Raw genomic sequence first — 15,252 nt, forward strand, 5'->3', positions numbered from 1 at the left:
AAATTCCGAGACCGCCAGTAACAAAAACCTATATAAATCTCTATTAACGCCACTCTTAGAATGACGTTTGTAGAATTTTATAAAATAAAAAAGGCCGCTAGGGCCTATTGTAATGTTGCAGAGTGTGATGACTGTTGATGACTTGGAAAAACTAGAAGCCCTTGCATTCCTGACTTACCAAAAGCCTGAACACATCTAGCTTCAAAGTCTTTATAGTCAATGCAACCGTTAGCTAAAGTAGTGACAGCAACTAATTGATCCTGCACCAGTTGTAAAGCTTCTGGTTTTAGGTATTGGTGTATTTTATCTTTACTGTCCTTTGCCATCTGCTTAGCTTCTTCATAAACAGAATCAGGCAACACGGCTTGGTATACCCACTTAGCTGTTATCATCCCGAATCGCGATGGACAACCACCAACATGACCAGAATAAGGCAAACCAGACATTCGGCTTAATGCTTGATAGAAAGATTGTTGAAAGCGCTTCTCCCATGATGTTGGCTTATCAAGTAAGAATATCGCATTGATTCTCTCATCATTATAAACTGGCATATTACCACGGATAAGAGCATCAATTTGTTCATCACACCATATTTCAAAATCAACGGACAGCCAGCGAGCGAAACGCACTGCTAGTTTTGGGTGCAGCCATGTTCCGCCACCCCTATCTTTCCTAGCTTTGCTAGTTTTTACATACGGGATTTTCCCGTATCTACCTTCAAGTGCTTGAATATAGGCTATTGTTTCAGGAAGCCTGACCCACTCATTGGGCACTTTCCCAAATTTAGCTGCTATATCGGTAGCATTGATCCATCCGTCGTTATTAAAACGCACAGGGTGCCCATCATATTCGAGAGGAATAATATTATTCATACGTATTACCTTCATTTGAAATGAACCCTCGTTCACATAGGAAATCAGCCCGTCGAAGCTCGCCAGCTATAACTGACTTCCTCGAAGGCTCATATCAAAGTGATTGGATTCGACGTTTTAGAATTGCTCTGTGAATGAGCGGTGAAATGCGTAGAGTTCGCAGCTTAGCGATACTCTGCTAAGCAACTTCTAGTCTGTTCCTAGCAGTCAAGATAGCGATCACCCCCTTAAATGGTGGGATAATTACACCTATTAAAAAGCCTCTGATTCATTGGAAGATAAATAAATTTACATAATTAAACTTATTTTTAACTACCATGTAACTAATTGAATAAACTCTGTATAGAATTAGTGCCGTCCTTAAGATGTACACAGCAAAGATTATTTCCTTTTCAAGCCTCAACACCAGGGGCTTTTTTTGCCATTAAAAACCCCTGATTTCTCAGAGGCTCATTATTCGCTTGCATATTTTGAATGCGTCAACTACATTTAGCGCGGATATTCATTTTATTTTATATATGTATTTTAGCCCGCGGTGTGTGGGCTTTTTTTATTCTTTCGGAATGCTTTTATCCAGTTCTTCCCGGAATTGATCTGGCTTATCAAAACCCTGCGTTGCCATGATATTTCTCCATTAAAAAGCCCCGCTATTTTGCGAGGCTCAGATTTGTAATATCTACTTGAGATTACTACCTTTTTAATGTTGTGGTTATTCACGATTAACGTATAGTGACGTTACATTCATGAACTATTATTCTCTACTTTGCCTCGATATCTGGGGCATTTCTTTGTTGTTCAATTTCCCGTATTGCTTTCTTGTCGAGAGTTAATCTTTCCAAGTGATAGCTTTTACAGCCCACATTTGAGCATCCACAATACGGCGCATGGCTTCATTGTGAATCATCAATGCTTCTTCTGATGTAGCGCTTTCCATACTGTCACGCACTAAATCGATAAGTTCAGCTGATTTCTGCTTGACTTCATCTACTGTTGATAATGATGATGGGTTAAAGCCAATACCAACTAATTTTTGACCTAATGATTTGTTCATTTTAAACACTCCGTTCTAATGTGATATTGAATTATTTCTAGCCGATTCAATCTCTCGAATGGCTTTCTTATCTAAATTGCACTTTGCTATTGAATTCATCGCATCAACTAGCAGTTGTGGCATGTCGCCCCAGTCCACTTTTTCAGGAATATCAGGCTGAGGACAATCAGCGGTTAACTGTGCTGGTATTGGTGGAGACTGAACGGGAATCAATACCTCTTTTGTACTTGTGCAACTCACTAACAACATCGTCAGGCACAGCAGTATTAGCGCACTCATTGTCTTTGAGTACTGTTTTGATAACAGTCTTAACTTTGACATGTTCTGAGTCCTCTAATTGCTTTGCTTTGATGTTGTCGAGTGATGCTTGATAGTGAAGAGTTATTGCTGATTGGGTTACTTGGTTTAGTAGCTGGCTTGTTGATAGCTGGCTAGTGAGAAGCTTATTCTCATGCTCCAGAGAAGTATTTTTTATGCTCTCAACAAGAAACATTCCAACAAAAATAACCATTCCAACAGCAGTCATATTTTCCATCACCCAAGAGAAGCCCTTCCAGATGATCGACTTCATATTACTTCACGCCATTGTGTTCTAACGAGTAGTGATTACCGTCATTGAATCGACCGCCCCACGTACCGCCGATAGATTCCCAGTATTCGCCAAGCAATTTATGATCACTTGATGCTGTTAGATATTTACCGTCTTTAAATAGGTTGAAATCCACAGCTAAGCGTTGTGTGTGTAAGCTGTTTTTAATGCCCGCACCTGATTTGGCATTTAACTGTGCCTGCTCAGGCGTTCGGTATGCTTCTGAAAACGTCAGCTCATATCCGTTGTCGTAGGCAAAGATAATTAAGTCCGCAATCATGCGGGTGAATTTTCGTTGTTTCTCACCGAGTGTCATTTTTACTAACCCCTCTAAATATTTGCATCACGTTCCCACGACTAAGAATTATTAGTGCGCATAGCGTGATATTGATTCCGACTTCAAATGGATCTGCATGCGCGTAGTCATTCGTTAATATGCGTAGTGGGATAGAACCAAGCATAACAATGAGAACCCATGCTATAAGTGACGGAAAGAATTTGTATTTAGCGCCATTACGCTCATAGTTAACAAGACGAATAACAGCGAATAAGCATGAGAAAAAATTGACGTAAATCCAAAACATTGAGATGGTCATCTTCCACCTCCTCTGAATTTATCTATCAGGTTGTTAATAACGTTGTTGATACTGTCAGTTAGCGCACCGGGTTTAGATATTGTTACCAAAACACCAACCAAACCAGCCGATGAGAACATTGCACCAACAGAGCGATCGACTTCTCTATCTCCGACAATGCCACTCAGTAGTGACGACATGAAATCAGCGCCTAATATCCCAATCGCAAATGCAACCGTGAAATACGCCCATCGCTTTAACAGCCGGATATCATGAGCAGACAATACAAATATCACCGCCCCTGCGAACGCACCGATTACAACGCCTGCGTCCATACCTGAATAGAGACCTACAATAGAGACACCCGCTAACGAGGCGGTTGCTGTGCCTGTTAACGGCTCTTGCATATATGTAGTCCTGATTAGTTAATAGAAAGCCACCATTAGATGACCGGATTTGGATTAATGAATTTAATCAGCATTTGAGATAAGTTAAATGTTAAGCCCTATGTAACTTACCGAAGCGATGGCTGATTAACTTCGGTGTGAGGACTTTTATGACGATTACTGAAAAAGATAAAACACTTAGAGAAATACAAGATGAAGTTGCAGCACTTCGAATTGCATTCGGATATCTCGGATGTGTAATTCCACGTGATAATGCAGTTACGCTCGCCGATTTAATTGTGGCAATGGCTGATCATCAAGGGTTTGATGATAGCGTAAAAGAAAAACTAAAATTCCTTGCTGAGCAATTAAAAGGGAATGCTCAAGAACAAGGTAAGTTTGTTCAATTGTAATTACTAAGAACGGAGCTTCATTGGAGGTGCTGTTAATTTATCTACAAAAATAACATCATCTCCACCTTCTGGCGATTTACCCATTCTATCGATTAAGGTGGAGATAACCTCGCCTTGTTGATGTGATGCAAGCTCTAATGCTGCCACCCGTTCTTCTAGGCTTAAATTACCATTAGTAACAATAACGCCTAAAAATTCACCTTCATTTTGATTGCTCATAACTACCTCTCTTAAATAGAAAGCCGCGCACAGTTCATTAGCGAGGGTAAAGGTTAGCAGTCGAGTCTGTGGCGGCTGTATACGAAAAAGGCCGCACTAGGCGACCTCTTGAATGTGAAACTTGCAAGCAATCCTTACAGCTTTAATTGGCGATATGGGAATTCCCATAACGGAACAATATCAACCAGTTATAAATAGAACATCAGATAAAACCTGTTTCTTTTTTTAAATTGGTTGGTTAAAATAACTGCGACTAAGTATTTTGGCTGTTCTTGCTCATCGGGCGTTGCTCTCAACGATCCTTTGCCACCATCCTAAAAAGTTGGTGGCTTTTTTTATAATCCCGTTTTCTTAACACTCTTCATCTGACAGCTTATCGCGCTCGGTGTAAGGGCTGGCTTTTTGTCCAGTACGGCAAACGACCAGCAAGTACGCGAAAAAGGTTGCAGTAGCTGGTCAATGGCTTTACGTCTACGCCTATCATTTCAGGCAACAAAAAACCCCGCCGAAGCGAGGTCTTGAATTTGTTTAATGCGACTAGGTATAGAATGTCCATTATTAGAAGATGATAAGCCAATTTTATGCAAAAAACAATTCCTAAATAGAAAAATTTGGCTTTATTCTAACTCCCTGTATATCTCCTCGTATTTTGGCCAAATATCCAATATGTTGATTGAACAATTTCTAAACTGATTTAAATTGTAAGTAAAACCCATGAATTCCGCGCATTGAACGTTAGTGTTTTATAGAAATATTATGGATGATAAACTTAACAATCTACATGTTGAATACATGACCGTATTTTTTACATATATCTTCTTTTAGTTTAATCGCATCCCCTTTTATTTCCCCATACAATTTTTTTGCGTAGTCAAAGAGTTCCTCGGTCTCATAAAGAGAATAATTATCCTGCGCATCAGATAGTTCTCTTTTTATTTCAATCAACTTGACTGAAATAGTTTTAAGCCTGACGGCAAAGTTAATACCCATCAAACTAAAATCCGTATCTTTATTTAAACTAAATGCAGGATAATCTTTTACATTGATATAATAACGATCATCGCCTTGTTTCTGGTATATATCAGAGCTCATATATCTATCACAAGAACGAATAAACGACGATAACTCCACTATTATATCAATGACTAAGTTATGTTCAGCTGCTTTTCTTTTTTGTCGCTCTATTCTTCCTGAGATCCAAAGCATAATAAACTGGCCAATAATTGTTATGAATGCACCTAACGCTGTATTTGCCAAACCAACCCAAATATCCATACCTGTCCCTCGCAATAAATTTAAGATTTATATTAATCATTAACAGGAATAATATCTACACCTTAAAAATATGCTTGACAGATTGCTAATTTAGTTCGATTTTTACACAAAAACATAACTAATTATTACATTAAATGTTAATAGTTCAAGAGCACCACCTCTTGTTATGTTTATTTGGTTACTTTGTTAAATGCCTGTTCAGCGATGCTCTCTTCAATAATGCATTTACTTATAAGTTTTTCATAAAATGGTTTCCAATTGCGTGACCACGATGATTGAGTCAAATCAGGTACTAAGTGCTTTATCGCATTAAATGCCACCGACGACGGTACACGCTTAAAGCCCCGGCCAGCACACCGAGGGCAATCTTTAAACACTGGCACACCTTGTAACTCGGTTTGTGCTTCATCTAATACCTTTCCCCGCCCTTTGCAGCGACAACGGTTAGTTAGCTGACCTTTTCCGTTACAGTCCTGACATAGCTCACCAACTAGCTCCTCTCTGATATTTGGATCAACAATCGTTTCGCCTTCAAGAGTAGTGATGCCGGGATGTTTGACAACATCTTTCATTTTGTAGATCAACCCTTTCCCGTTACATACTGAACACTGACAAACTGAACCAGCTGAACGGGCATAATCTTCAAATGCCATCTTGGCCAGAACTATTAAACAGTGACCTAATTTCTTTCCAGCTGCTTTGCGAACTAATTTAGGCGCTACTTTAAGTGCATATTGGGTCAAGGCTTCCACAGTCGAAAATTTATCCTCTTCGCTGATGTCATTTTTAGCCAGAAAGGCTGTCATGCCGAACTTAGCTTGTGATTCAGTCATCCCCATAGCAGCCATGATATCCGTTCCCGTTATTCGGTCAGGGGAGGTGCAACCTGCTACATTGCCAAATGTCGGTGACTTAGGGTGAAAGTTTTTCAGTGCATTTTCGAGTTTCATTAAGCCACCTCTCAGCGCTCAGTTACATACATCGCTCGCCAATCCTCATCATAGTGAGAGGCAGGCATGTTGCTAATGTAGTTATAAGGGTCAGCATCCTCTTGAGTTAAAAATTGGTGTGAACGTTTGTTTAAATACAACCCAATTGCCCCCTCCCATCCCTCGCCATTTCGTTGTTTTTCAATAAATAGCGTTGAGGCTGACATCTCTAGTTTTTCAAGATCTTTGTCTGTGAGCATGACGCCAGACTCTTTTTTTTGAACTACTCGCTCACGAGCCTTGTTGCGCCAAATAATCATCAAATTATCCGTGAGGTCAGTAATTGCCCCTGTGCCTTTGACGTCCATCTTTCCTGTGGGCTTTTCTTCGCTATCAGATTTACGGCTATGAGTGACTAAAATGACATGGCTGTTAGTTTTGTTTTTAAAATCACACAGCGCATCAACAAAGGCTTTTTGCCCGTTGTAGTCTTCTTCCCCAATACCGCACTTCATCAAACTGTCAATGACAAACAGTTTTACACCGTATCGACGATGAGCATATTCGAATATCTCAAGTAAGCGCTCCGCTTTGGCTGTACCAGTTAAACCAAACACCCAAAGACGATCATCATAAAACCCAAACGAGGAATCTATTTCCATTATCGGCGGCTTTTCAGAGCACGTGGTTTGTCTTATTAACCGCTTTAATAACTGACCTGGCTTAAGCTCTAAAGATGCTACGCAGACACGAGTTTGCTGGCGCATAGCCTCAAGCATAATATGCCCAACAACTTCCGTTTTGCCATGACCATTTACCCCGTTGATAACAGTTAACTCAGCCTCTCGGAAGCTAAAGTTATAATTGAGCGGCTCCCACGGCGTTCTGAACAAGTATTGTTCTTTTCCGTAAAACGCATCAACAGCATCTTGATAAAACTCCCGAGCGCTATAGAGTTCCTCGGGATCGAAATATGCCGCTGTTTCAATGTAGCGAAATAACTCATCTTCGGTCATGCCTGCCTGTAGGCATTCATTGATGTCCTTTTTCGGCAATTTAAGCATGCGACAACGATGCTCACCCAATCGACTGGCGATTTCTTTTGCGGCGATCTGCCCGACTTCGTCATTATCGAGTGATAACCAAATTTCGGTAAAGCGATCTAGGTTGTGGTATTCAAATTCAATCCACTGCTGTTTTGCGCCCTTTCCGCCTCCGAATGGCACCGACAGGGCTGGTAGTCCGTACTGGTGATAGCTCATGCAATCAATTTCACCTTCGCACAAAATCAAAACTCTGGCATTATTTGGCATTGCCTGCCAACCAAATAGGCAAGGCTCACAGTTAGCCTCAGCCATGATGACTTTTTTCCCATTCGGACGCTCAATACCGATGCGCTTTACTTGCAATAACTCACCGTCTCGCTTGTACGGGAATGCAATTGCAGGAAGCTCGCGATTTTCATCATGCGACCAGACGACAGCATCACAGACGCCAAAAGCTTCTGCGGTTGCCTTGCTAATGCCTCGCCCTTCTAGATATTCGAAACAGTTCGTTGTCTTACGAACATGCTTTGCGAGCACCTTGCGATCAGGTTTTGAAAATGCCTTTTTTTGCTTGGCTGCAAAGTGGTGATTTGTATCGTGAATACCGAGAAATTGTTTAGCTTCCGCCATCGCTTGATGCAAACTGCAATTACGAACAAGCACCCACAAATCGAGCAGGTCACCACCCTCCCCTGTAGCAAAATCAGACCAAACTCTTTTGCCTGCTAAGTTGATCTTTAAACTTTTCCCTGCTTCACCGTGGACATTTCCAGCAACCCACTCCTGCCCATCTAAACGCGCATTAGGTGGTGGCAGCAAATACTTAGCCACCCGTTCAACATTGTCCCATAATTTCTCTGATAACTCATTCAATGTCATATCAAAATCCTTAAAACCAAGCCTGCAACCCCGTACCAACCCCTGCTATTCGTCGCGGATATAGATCCCATCCCCAAGATGAATTAATCCACCTGCAGGGCGTCGAGGCTGTGTTTTCGTGCTTTGCTGACCTCGCTGGAAAGTTTTGGCATTACGAAGCCATGTATTTAACGCTAAACTCCAATTAGCGTAGGTGGATCCCTTACTGCCGTGATGGTCGCGGAATTTCAAAAATTCTTCCTGCAAGTCAACACCTAACTCACGAGCCAGCTCCTGATGCTTTTCCGTTGGGGCAAAGTCCTCTGGCATGGTGTGTTTTTTGGTTTTGTTTTTTTTGGGTGACGGCTGAGATTTTTTGTTAGCCGCGTTTTCGCGGTTATAAATATTCTCTGTAGTAATCTCTGTAGTAATCTCTGTAGTAATCTCTGTATATGTATCACTTTTCAACGTAGGTGCACTTACGTCAGAACGTAATAGGGGTTCCGTTTCAACGTAAGAGGTGTTACGTTCAGATGTAACAGGTATTCCATTTTTTGCATCTTCATCCACCAGCTTTGAAGCATCATTCGTGATGGCATAAATAGCTTCGGGAACAACTTCAACGTACAGAACATTATTCAGCGTCGTTCCTTCTGGAGTGGTAACTGTTCGCAATTCCAGTGTGATTAATCCTGCTGCTCGCAGTCTCTTCAGAGCATCCGTAGCTTCTCGTTTTGAAAACCCAAATTGATTAGCAAATGCCTGATAACTACGCTGCAACTTGTCGCCATGGAAACGCTTGCGCCATCCCATAAGCTCACCAGTTACCTCGTCTCTAACTTCCGATGGACGATACCAATAAACAATATCAGATAGTAAAATAATGGCTGTAGAATCAGGCTTGCCGCTAGGTAATTTAATGTGTTGCCACCAACTTGAAGGAATGACATTCCCAGACAAATTTAGTTTACCGATCTGGTTAACCGCATCAGTTGGTGTGAGCTTATTCATTGATAATCTCCCCGAAAAACATTATTCCACCTCGGTATGTTGTGTATCTGACTCATTGACACCACCTACCGAATAAATGTCAGGTCGTAAATCACTCCTGCTAATTTGGCCATTTGAATTTTGTTCAATTAGCTTGCACATTTTGTATCCGGGTTTTTTATGACCAGAAAAAACTAATCTCAAATAACCAACCGACGATTCACACATTACGGCGAACTTTGTTTTTTCTTCATTTGATAATTTTTTCCAAAAGTCGTACATTTATCTGTACCTCCTAGGTACATTATGCACAATAAAAATGTACCTGCAAGAAACTTGTAACTTGAAGGTACATAAGATTAAATTATGAGCATGAAAACTATCGATCAGATCAGGGCAGAAAATGCCCGAAAGCTAAGAGACTCAGTAGGCGGAAACGCAGCATTTGCAACGCACATTGATCGTGAACCTACACAGGTAAGTCGCTTAATTGGTATAAATCCAACTAAAAAAATTGGCGATATAATGGCTCGCCATATTGAAAAATGCTTTGGTTTACCTATTGCTTGGCTAGACCAGGAGCACGGGGACAATAAAACCAACCCACCAGAGATTAAATCCCCTTCAAAGGAATTTAAAATAAGACAAGTCCCTTTGCTCACATGGGTACAGGCAGGGGCTTGGACTGAATGTGAGCCTATTGATATTGACGAAGATTTTATAAAAAGATATCCATGCCCTGTACCATGCAGTGAGCGAACATTCGCATTAAGTGTTGTTGGCGAATCGATGTACCCTGAGTATATGCCCGGAGAAATTATTTTTGTTGATCCCGAAGTTCCGGCACTTACTGGTGATGACGTTGTTGCAATGCTTGTAGATACTGGGCAAACAACATTCAAACGCCTGATTGATGACGGCTTTTCAAAGATGCTAAAAGCAGTTAACCCGAACTGGCCAAATCAATATATTCCCATTAATGGAAATTGTAATCTGATGGGTACTGTTATTTTCTCTGGTCGAGCAAGAAAAAAATAAACGCTTAAATATCATTGAATTAACCCTTTTTTAATCAAAAAGGGTTTTTTTGTGCTTGACTATGTACCTCAAAGGTACATAATAAAATCAAAGTTAACCAAAAAGGTACATGCAGATGGATTTTGAAAACATATTATTTAAATCTAAGCAGCTGACATCTCAAATAACTGGAGTTTATGAGTTATCTCTTTCGGGGTTCTCCGGTTCAGATCTGACTGAAATGGTTGGTGTGGCACTAAACCTTTGTTCTTCATTGAATAGCGAAATTCAAGGCATTATTGCCACTGCTGAAAACGCACAACCCAAATCAAAAGTAACAATGGACGAAAGACACCAAACCTCATTCGCCGCACGCTTGCGCCTAGCTCTTACGCACTCTGGAATGACACAGGCGGATTTAGCAAAACAGATTGGTGTATCCCAAAGCACAATTAGCCAGATGGTAAACGGGAAGGTATCAGGTGTGTGCCGCACTAGCGTGATGGCTAAAGCATTGGGTATTGAGCGTAATTGGTTGGCTTTCGGCGAAGGCGAAATGCTACCAGCTAAAAATTTAACTCAAAATGATAAGGTGTAAAAAATGGCGACTATACATTATGCGTCAAATACCAACGTACTTAAACCTGATATCCGTACAGGTCTGTTTAAGTTCTGCTTCTTTGCTGTAAAGCGTAGTGACCCGCAGGCTAAAGCCGAACGCAAAGAAGTTTATGCAACGGATTTGAAATCAGCGAAGTTACAACTTGTTCGTGATTATGTTTTATCACTGGGATCACAAATACCAGCAGGAGTCGTGACATGTCACACGAAATTAAATTAGAAAACGATGCAAAAAAAACATGTGAATATGATTGTGATAATACCAGCATTGAAACTCACAATGATATTTGCGAACAGGCAAATTTAATAATTCAGAATGTAGATATCAGTTTAGCTAAAAATAAATCACAGCGCCGACTTTTAGAGCACGATGCATTATTGATCCACTTGATGGAAACTGTTTTCCCTGAGCTAATAAATGACCATGATATTTTATTTAAAGTTCAATCTTGGATGTCTCATTTACATCGTCCATCTTGGTTTGAAAGAAGTGAATTAAAAAAGGAGAATAATCATGAGTGATTTAGCCATATATTCACCTTCTACCGATAGTAAGTATTCTAATTTACATAAAACCGCATCATGCGCTCAAAGGTATACCAGAGAATTAAAATTAGAAATGCAGCCGTTGTTAAATAAGCTATTCACAACCTATCCTAAAGAGGCAGGTAGATTTATTGGGTTGCTTAATGAAATTGATTTAATGACTAGCGCGACCTTGGCAGGAATAGAGCACACAATGAAAACGGATTAATTATGAATAATACAGCTTATAACGCAATGACTATTTGTAAAATGAACAATGTCCCCCCCCTAAATACATTGATGAATTTTGGCAACATCACGGTGAATGGGAGTGCAAGATATATAAACTGGTAGATGGTGATTATCAATTAGTAAATTCATTTTTCGAATATGAAAACGCATCAAGTGAAGCTAAAGAAATAATGAATCAATTACCAAAAATGAAAGAGCGAATTATCGCATTTTTAAACTTAAGGAAATAAAGTCATGGTTAAAGCAATTGAATTAGCAACAGGATTTGAAATTCAGGTCGTTGAGCGCCCCGTGTATATTATTAATGGCGCCAAACGTGCATATCTCAGTGAGCGTGCAGCTCTCAATAAATTATCTAGCATCCTAACAGAACGTGAGTTCCGTGAAAAAGGTATTGAAACAAACTATGAAGATGAACATATTACCCTTGAAAACGGTACTATCGCTCACAAACGAGGTGAGCCAACTGAGCATTTCATGGAGCGTAAAGAAGCTAAATATGCTGAGCTAAGCGAAAAGCTGAAAAAAGAACGCGAAATTAAACGCCTTGAAATGGAATACAAAAAAGCAAAAGATAAATGCAAAGATGCAGATATCGTAGCTAATGAAGTATATAAAAAATTAATGGCTGCTCAAAACTTATAATTAAATAACCAAATTAAATTTAAATCAGCGCCAATGCTGAGGGAATCCCCTTATCTAAATTCAGGAATAATTAAATGGAATATAAACTATTAATAGGCAAAAGGAGAATGACTTACATCAACTGTCTATTAGATTACTTTAAACATGAAGGTAAAAAGCCCCAATTTAAAGCAGTCGTTAACAATGAAGAAGTCATAATCACATTAACTAACGAAAACCTTAATAATTTCTTTCGTGATGTATATGAGGAGTTGGATTGCAAGCAGCGCTGTAAGTATTCAGACAAGGATATATACGATACTTACGCATTACTTTATACGAAATACGGAAACATAACCGAACTGGGAAAATTATTAATCGATGTAATTACAAAATATATGCCTGCTTATTTAAATGGGGAGCCGTATGTATATGACGAGATTTGACCAATTAATGAATGAAGGGAAAGAGCTAGAAGCAAAGAAATTATATCGCCGTGCTGCAGATAAATACAACCAAGCCTTTTCTATTTCAATCCCCGGCAGTTCTGATGGTTTGAGTTATCAGGAAAAGGAAAGCAAGGCAGCAGCTGACCGTTGTTTATCTAAAGCAAGAATTAAAGTGACGGAGAGTTATTTATGAAAAGTGAAAATATGGCCGTAACTCAACTAATAGAAATTTTAAAAGAAAAAGTACCAGACTGCCCTGCTTGGATGCTCGATGAGTCTCGTGCACATGATCAAGCACTAACGCACCAGGAGCTAACAGAGTTCGCTGAATGCGCAGTTAAGCGCAAACGCTACATTCAGGCCGCAAAGTACCTTATTTACTGCAAGGAGCGATTTGGACTCAGCGCCAATGGAGACTATCAGTTTTCTTATAAAAACTTTGACGTCTACCTAGATATTGAAGTGATTGAAACCTTATTGATCCATCAAATTGAGCAACCACTATTAGCTGAAAATCCAGAGGAAAAATATATTGCCTTGTGGCGTTTTTATATAAATAACGAAACTAAAGAAACTGAAACAGGTATTACATGGCTGTTTGATTTCATAGATGACGTTTTTATTAAGGGCTTTCAGCTTTTGAATTCACCTTTATCAAATAGCTCAGTTCACTAGGGAAAATATATGAACAACTTAATTACTATTAATAAAACTCAAATGCCCGTAGTTGAGTATCAAGGTCAGCGTGTTGTTACTTTTTCAATGATTGATTTGGTACATGCCCGACCAGAGGGAACAGCTCGTGCCGCTTTTAATCGTAACCGTGAACACTTTATTGAAGGCGTGGATTTTCATGAACTGACTGCGGACGTAATACGTACGGAGTCACTTTCATCGGTTTTCGCCCCTCGCACACCAAAAGGGCTCGTATTGACTGAAACGGGTTATTTAATGTTAACCAAGCCATTCAATGATCCTATTGCATGGCAAGTACAGCGTGAGTTGGTCGGTAGTTACTTTCGCCCACAACAAACCGCTATTAGTGAATTAGAAATGATCGCCCGAATCGCCAGTCATAATGCCCAGCAACAACGTCAAATTAATCGCATTGATGAGAAAGTTGAACAGATGCATGAGACTGTCGAGCAAATTAAGCAAGGTTTCATCCCTATAGGCTATGTCTCCTACCCTGTTATATCAAACAAAGCAGGAATAACAAAAGGTAAGTGTCGAACTCTTGTTAACCAGTTTGATGTACCAGAAAAGATTATCAGCGCCCTCTCGCCTGATGGCGTTCCTTTCAAGATGAAGGTCGTTCTAGAAGATGACTTTATGGTTGTATTTCATTCGATGATGTGTGAGGCAGAGAAGCGAGGTACCCGTTGGTATCACCCGAAAATGGGATTGTTTCAGGTAATTGGTTGGGAGGAAAAATAATGGCTTATTTTACTGACACAGGTAATGGCGTTATTGCCGACGATGGCACTTTGATTACCTATTCTGATGCAGTTAATGCGCTTGAGTGTGGCCACTACGACGAAGAACTCCTGAAAGGCTTGCATTTGGCGGCTGCCGTGATGGGCAAATTAGCCGATGAACCCGACACACTGACACCAGAACAAAGAGTTTCAGTTTGGCGTTGGGTAGTCGTGGCTTGCTTTATCCGAGAACAACAGGAAAAAAACGGCACTATTAAGGTGCCAAATGGTAACGGTGGCTTTGATTTGGCAACCATCTATAGCAATGGCAAATCGTCACTGAGTATTTACCCTGCTCCTTTGCGCCTTGCACTAAGTGAAAACTTAGAACGGATCATGGTTGAAACAGTCGGGAAAGCATTATGGGCTGACTTTACTGTCAGAGTGTATATCGATTTTCTTGATATCTCACTAGAGCACGGACCTCGCCTATCAGCCAAAGGACGTGAAGGTCTTTGCATTCTTCACGATGATTATATCCGTGCACTGCAATCAGAGGGGATTTTCCCTGCAATGCCAACGATGCACTAAGGGTGGTGAACAATGATTATCCAAACACATTTATTACGAGCAGCTTTGGTTTGTGTTGCTAAAAATGACCCTCGTTATTACTTGCAAGGTGTTCACATTAACAGTAAGCACATTGAGGCTACTAACGGCCATGTTGCCTTGCGTATGGAGCATGGAATTAAAACTCGCAAAAATGTAATCCTTGAGTTTAGAGGGAAGATCCCCGCCAAAGCGGAAACAACTGAAATTGTTTTTGCAAAAGAGCCTTACGCTGTACATCGTGACTCCAAAGGAGTACGAGTCGGATTTACAGCAATTGTTTCGCACAGCGATGCAAGATTTCCAGATTTAAATAGAGTGATTCCCACTAAATTTGAAATGTGCACGCCTTATTTTCAGGCTGCTTACTTGGCTTACCCAGAAAAGATGTTTGGTACAGGTGGGCGGCACTGGCTTAATACGTTGTCATTTCATCCTTCAAGTATGACTGGAGGGTGCTTGATTAGGTTTAGTGACTGGGTTGACGAAAAGTATGGCAAACCACAGTTCGTTGTTATGCCGTGTCGGGAATGA

The 15,252-nt window shown here is 40.3% G+C and carries 25 protein-coding genes; 13 read left to right on the top strand and 12 right to left on the bottom strand.

What is annotated here, in order from left to right; translation table 11 throughout:
* Positions 1-104: 104 nt before the first annotated feature.
* The 7 genes from I3B46_RS14400 to I3B46_RS14425 form a co-directional block, all read right to left on the bottom strand.
* Positions 105-872 (bottom strand): KilA-N domain-containing protein, encoded by a 768-nt coding sequence (locus I3B46_RS14400; protein WP_196993046.1) that lies wholly within the window; start codon positions 870-872, stop codon positions 105-107.
* A gap of 826 nt (positions 873-1,698) precedes the next feature.
* Positions 1,699-1,923 carry a hypothetical protein gene (locus I3B46_RS14405; protein WP_196993047.1) on the bottom strand — a complete coding sequence of 75 codons (225 nt, stop codon included), beginning with the start codon at positions 1,921-1,923 and terminating at the stop codon, positions 1,699-1,701.
* 15 nt (positions 1,924-1,938) lie between these two features.
* On the bottom strand, positions 1,939-2,202 hold the full coding sequence (gene lysC / locus I3B46_RS22725) for an Rz1-like lysis system protein LysC (protein WP_072197211.1): 264 nt from the start codon (positions 2,200-2,202) through the stop codon (positions 1,939-1,941).
* Complete coding sequence (locus tag I3B46_RS22470) at positions 2,090-2,494, bottom strand: hypothetical protein (protein ID WP_231405863.1); 405 nt, start codon at positions 2,492-2,494, stop codon at positions 2,090-2,092. Before I3B46_RS22470 ends, lysC begins: the two co-directional genes overlap by 113 nt.
* 1 nt (position 2,495) lies before the next feature.
* Positions 2,496-2,828, bottom strand: coding sequence for a M15 family metallopeptidase (locus I3B46_RS14415; RefSeq protein WP_036976899.1), 333 nt, complete (start codon positions 2,826-2,828; stop codon positions 2,496-2,498).
* Complete coding sequence (locus tag I3B46_RS14420; protein ID WP_004918415.1) at positions 2,815-3,108, bottom strand: phage holin family protein; 294 nt, start codon at positions 3,106-3,108, stop codon at positions 2,815-2,817. The genes I3B46_RS14415 and I3B46_RS14420 overlap by 14 nt, the downstream gene beginning before the upstream one ends.
* Positions 3,105-3,494 (bottom strand): putative holin, encoded by a 390-nt coding sequence (locus tag I3B46_RS14425; protein WP_004916901.1) that lies wholly within the window; start codon positions 3,492-3,494, stop codon positions 3,105-3,107. The genes I3B46_RS14420 and I3B46_RS14425 overlap by 4 nt, the downstream gene beginning before the upstream one ends.
* Positions 3,495-3,643: 149 nt before the next feature.
* Between I3B46_RS14425 and I3B46_RS14430 the strand changes: the two genes are divergently transcribed.
* Positions 3,644-3,886 carry a hypothetical protein gene (locus I3B46_RS14430; protein WP_150376625.1) on the top strand — a complete coding sequence of 81 codons (243 nt, stop codon included), beginning with the start codon at positions 3,644-3,646 and terminating at the stop codon, positions 3,884-3,886.
* A gap of 3 nt (positions 3,887-3,889) precedes the next feature.
* On the opposite strand, the gene I3B46_RS14435 is transcribed toward I3B46_RS14430, so the two are convergent.
* From I3B46_RS14435 to I3B46_RS14455, 5 genes are all read right to left on the bottom strand, one after another.
* Positions 3,890-4,105: a hypothetical protein gene (locus I3B46_RS14435; protein ID WP_150376623.1), complete on the bottom strand. Its 216-nt coding sequence runs from the start codon at positions 4,103-4,105 to the stop codon at positions 3,890-3,892.
* 777 nt (positions 4,106-4,882) lie between these two features.
* The gene (locus I3B46_RS14440) at positions 4,883-5,380 is read right to left on the bottom strand and encodes a hypothetical protein (RefSeq protein WP_150376621.1); all 498 of its coding nucleotides are present in this window, start codon (positions 5,378-5,380) and stop codon (positions 4,883-4,885) included.
* A 170-nt stretch (positions 5,381-5,550) separates the two neighbouring features.
* A complete protein-coding gene (locus tag I3B46_RS14445) occupies positions 5,551-6,330 on the bottom strand; it encodes an antitermination protein Q (RefSeq protein WP_150376619.1) in 780 nt (259 codons plus the stop codon).
* An 11-nt stretch (positions 6,331-6,341) separates the two neighbouring features.
* Positions 6,342-8,234 (bottom strand): toprim domain-containing protein, encoded by a 1,893-nt coding sequence (locus tag I3B46_RS14450; RefSeq protein WP_196993048.1) that lies wholly within the window; start codon positions 8,232-8,234, stop codon positions 6,342-6,344.
* A 45-nt stretch (positions 8,235-8,279) separates the two neighbouring features.
* Complete coding sequence (locus tag I3B46_RS14455; protein ID WP_196993049.1) at positions 8,280-9,224, bottom strand: replication protein; 945 nt, start codon at positions 9,222-9,224, stop codon at positions 8,280-8,282.
* Between the two features lie 351 nt (positions 9,225-9,575).
* Here I3B46_RS14455 and I3B46_RS14465 point away from each other — a divergent pair, with 351 nt between their 5' ends.
* The 12 genes from I3B46_RS14465 (at position 9,576) to I3B46_RS14520 (ending at position 15,252) form a co-directional block, all read left to right on the top strand.
* Positions 9,576-10,241 (top strand): LexA family protein, encoded by a 666-nt coding sequence (locus I3B46_RS14465; protein WP_154611481.1) that lies wholly within the window; start codon positions 9,576-9,578, stop codon positions 10,239-10,241.
* Positions 10,242-10,356: 115 nt separating this feature from the next.
* A complete protein-coding gene (locus I3B46_RS14470; RefSeq protein ID WP_231405864.1) occupies positions 10,357-10,818 on the top strand; it encodes a helix-turn-helix domain-containing protein in 462 nt (153 codons plus the stop codon).
* 3 nt (positions 10,819-10,821) lie between these two features.
* Positions 10,822-11,061, top strand: a complete 240-nt coding sequence (locus I3B46_RS14475; protein ID WP_196993052.1) for a host cell division inhibitor Icd-like protein — start codon at positions 10,822-10,824, stop codon at positions 11,059-11,061.
* Positions 11,040-11,363 carry a hypothetical protein gene (locus tag I3B46_RS14480; protein WP_014656512.1) on the top strand — a complete coding sequence of 108 codons (324 nt, stop codon included), beginning with the start codon at positions 11,040-11,042 and terminating at the stop codon, positions 11,361-11,363. The genes I3B46_RS14475 and I3B46_RS14480 overlap by 22 nt, the downstream gene beginning before the upstream one ends.
* Positions 11,356-11,595 (top strand): hypothetical protein, encoded by a 240-nt coding sequence (locus I3B46_RS14485; protein WP_014656513.1) that lies wholly within the window; start codon positions 11,356-11,358, stop codon positions 11,593-11,595. The genes I3B46_RS14480 and I3B46_RS14485 overlap by 8 nt, the downstream gene beginning before the upstream one ends.
* A gap of 257 nt (positions 11,596-11,852) precedes the next feature.
* Complete coding sequence (locus I3B46_RS14490; RefSeq protein ID WP_014656515.1) at positions 11,853-12,263, top strand: hypothetical protein; 411 nt, start codon at positions 11,853-11,855, stop codon at positions 12,261-12,263.
* Between the two features lie 74 nt (positions 12,264-12,337).
* A complete protein-coding gene (locus I3B46_RS22475; RefSeq protein ID WP_196993053.1) occupies positions 12,338-12,688 on the top strand; it encodes a hypothetical protein in 351 nt (116 codons plus the stop codon).
* A complete protein-coding gene (locus tag I3B46_RS14500) occupies positions 12,675-12,884 on the top strand; it encodes a hypothetical protein (protein ID WP_060560736.1) in 210 nt (69 codons plus the stop codon). The genes I3B46_RS22475 and I3B46_RS14500 overlap by 14 nt, the downstream gene beginning before the upstream one ends.
* Entirely contained in the window at positions 12,881-13,366 is a 486-nt protein-coding gene (locus I3B46_RS14505) for a hypothetical protein (RefSeq protein ID WP_105874174.1), read from the top strand. Before I3B46_RS14500 ends, I3B46_RS14505 begins: the two co-directional genes overlap by 4 nt.
* Before the next feature lie 9 nt (positions 13,367-13,375).
* A complete protein-coding gene (locus I3B46_RS14510; protein WP_060560722.1) occupies positions 13,376-14,128 on the top strand; it encodes an ORF6N domain-containing protein in 753 nt (250 codons plus the stop codon).
* Positions 14,128-14,700: a hypothetical protein gene (locus I3B46_RS14515; RefSeq protein ID WP_196993054.1), complete on the top strand. Its 573-nt coding sequence runs from the start codon at positions 14,128-14,130 to the stop codon at positions 14,698-14,700. The genes I3B46_RS14510 and I3B46_RS14515 overlap by 1 nt, the downstream gene beginning before the upstream one ends.
* 12 nt (positions 14,701-14,712) lie before the next feature.
* A complete protein-coding gene (locus I3B46_RS14520; RefSeq protein WP_196993055.1) occupies positions 14,713-15,252 on the top strand; it encodes a hypothetical protein in 540 nt (179 codons plus the stop codon).

It is taken from the genome of Providencia sp. 2.29 (assembly GCF_015832305.1).
GTDB classification, from domain to species: Bacteria; Pseudomonadota; Gammaproteobacteria; order Enterobacterales; family Enterobacteriaceae; genus Providencia; species Providencia stuartii.

Coding starts and splice junctions, on each gene's coding strand:
- lysC (WP_072197211.1), bottom strand. CDS start 2,202: ATGAGTGCGCTAATACTGCTGTGCCTGACGATGTTGTTAGTGAGTTGC.
- I3B46_RS14475 (WP_196993052.1), top strand. CDS start 10,822: ATGGCGACTATACATTATGCGTCAAATACCAACGTACTTAAACCTGAT.
- I3B46_RS14425 (WP_004916901.1), bottom strand. CDS start 3,494: ATGCAAGAGCCGTTAACAGGCACAGCAACCGCCTCGTTAGCGGGTGTC.
- I3B46_RS14440 (WP_150376621.1), bottom strand. CDS start 5,380: ATGGATATTTGGGTTGGTTTGGCAAATACAGCGTTAGGTGCATTCATA.
- I3B46_RS14450 (WP_196993048.1), bottom strand. CDS start 8,234: ATGACATTGAATGAGTTATCAGAGAAATTATGGGACAATGTTGAACGG.
- I3B46_RS14490 (WP_014656515.1), top strand. CDS start 11,853: ATGGTTAAAGCAATTGAATTAGCAACAGGATTTGAAATTCAGGTCGTT.
- I3B46_RS14435 (WP_150376623.1), bottom strand. CDS start 4,105: ATGAGCAATCAAAATGAAGGTGAATTTTTAGGCGTTATTGTTACTAAT.
- I3B46_RS14500 (WP_060560736.1), top strand. CDS start 12,675: ATGACGAGATTTGACCAATTAATGAATGAAGGGAAAGAGCTAGAAGCA.
- I3B46_RS14420 (WP_004918415.1), bottom strand. CDS start 3,108: ATGACCATCTCAATGTTTTGGATTTACGTCAATTTTTTCTCATGCTTA.
- I3B46_RS14445 (WP_150376619.1), bottom strand. CDS start 6,330: ATGAAACTCGAAAATGCACTGAAAAACTTTCACCCTAAGTCACCGACA.
- I3B46_RS14415 (WP_036976899.1), bottom strand. CDS start 2,828: ATGACACTCGGTGAGAAACAACGAAAATTCACCCGCATGATTGCGGAC.
- I3B46_RS14510 (WP_060560722.1), top strand. CDS start 13,376: ATGAACAACTTAATTACTATTAATAAAACTCAAATGCCCGTAGTTGAG.
- I3B46_RS14505 (WP_105874174.1), top strand. CDS start 12,881: ATGAAAAGTGAAAATATGGCCGTAACTCAACTAATAGAAATTTTAAAA.
- I3B46_RS14480 (WP_014656512.1), top strand. CDS start 11,040: ATGTCACACGAAATTAAATTAGAAAACGATGCAAAAAAAACATGTGAA.
- I3B46_RS22470 (WP_231405863.1), bottom strand. CDS start 2,494: ATGAAGTCGATCATCTGGAAGGGCTTCTCTTGGGTGATGGAAAATATG.
- I3B46_RS14520 (WP_196993055.1), top strand. CDS start 14,713: ATGATTATCCAAACACATTTATTACGAGCAGCTTTGGTTTGTGTTGCT.
- I3B46_RS14515 (WP_196993054.1), top strand. CDS start 14,128: ATGGCTTATTTTACTGACACAGGTAATGGCGTTATTGCCGACGATGGC.
- I3B46_RS14465 (WP_154611481.1), top strand. CDS start 9,576: ATGAAAACTATCGATCAGATCAGGGCAGAAAATGCCCGAAAGCTAAGA.
- I3B46_RS14470 (WP_231405864.1), top strand. CDS start 10,357: ATGGATTTTGAAAACATATTATTTAAATCTAAGCAGCTGACATCTCAA.
- I3B46_RS14485 (WP_014656513.1), top strand. CDS start 11,356: ATGAGTGATTTAGCCATATATTCACCTTCTACCGATAGTAAGTATTCT.
- I3B46_RS14430 (WP_150376625.1), top strand. CDS start 3,644: ATGACGATTACTGAAAAAGATAAAACACTTAGAGAAATACAAGATGAA.
- I3B46_RS22475 (WP_196993053.1), top strand. CDS start 12,338: ATGGAATATAAACTATTAATAGGCAAAAGGAGAATGACTTACATCAAC.
- I3B46_RS14400 (WP_196993046.1), bottom strand. CDS start 872: ATGAATAATATTATTCCTCTCGAATATGATGGGCACCCTGTGCGTTTT.
- I3B46_RS14405 (WP_196993047.1), bottom strand. CDS start 1,923: ATGAACAAATCATTAGGTCAAAAATTAGTTGGTATTGGCTTTAACCCA.
- I3B46_RS14455 (WP_196993049.1), bottom strand. CDS start 9,224: ATGAATAAGCTCACACCAACTGATGCGGTTAACCAGATCGGTAAACTA.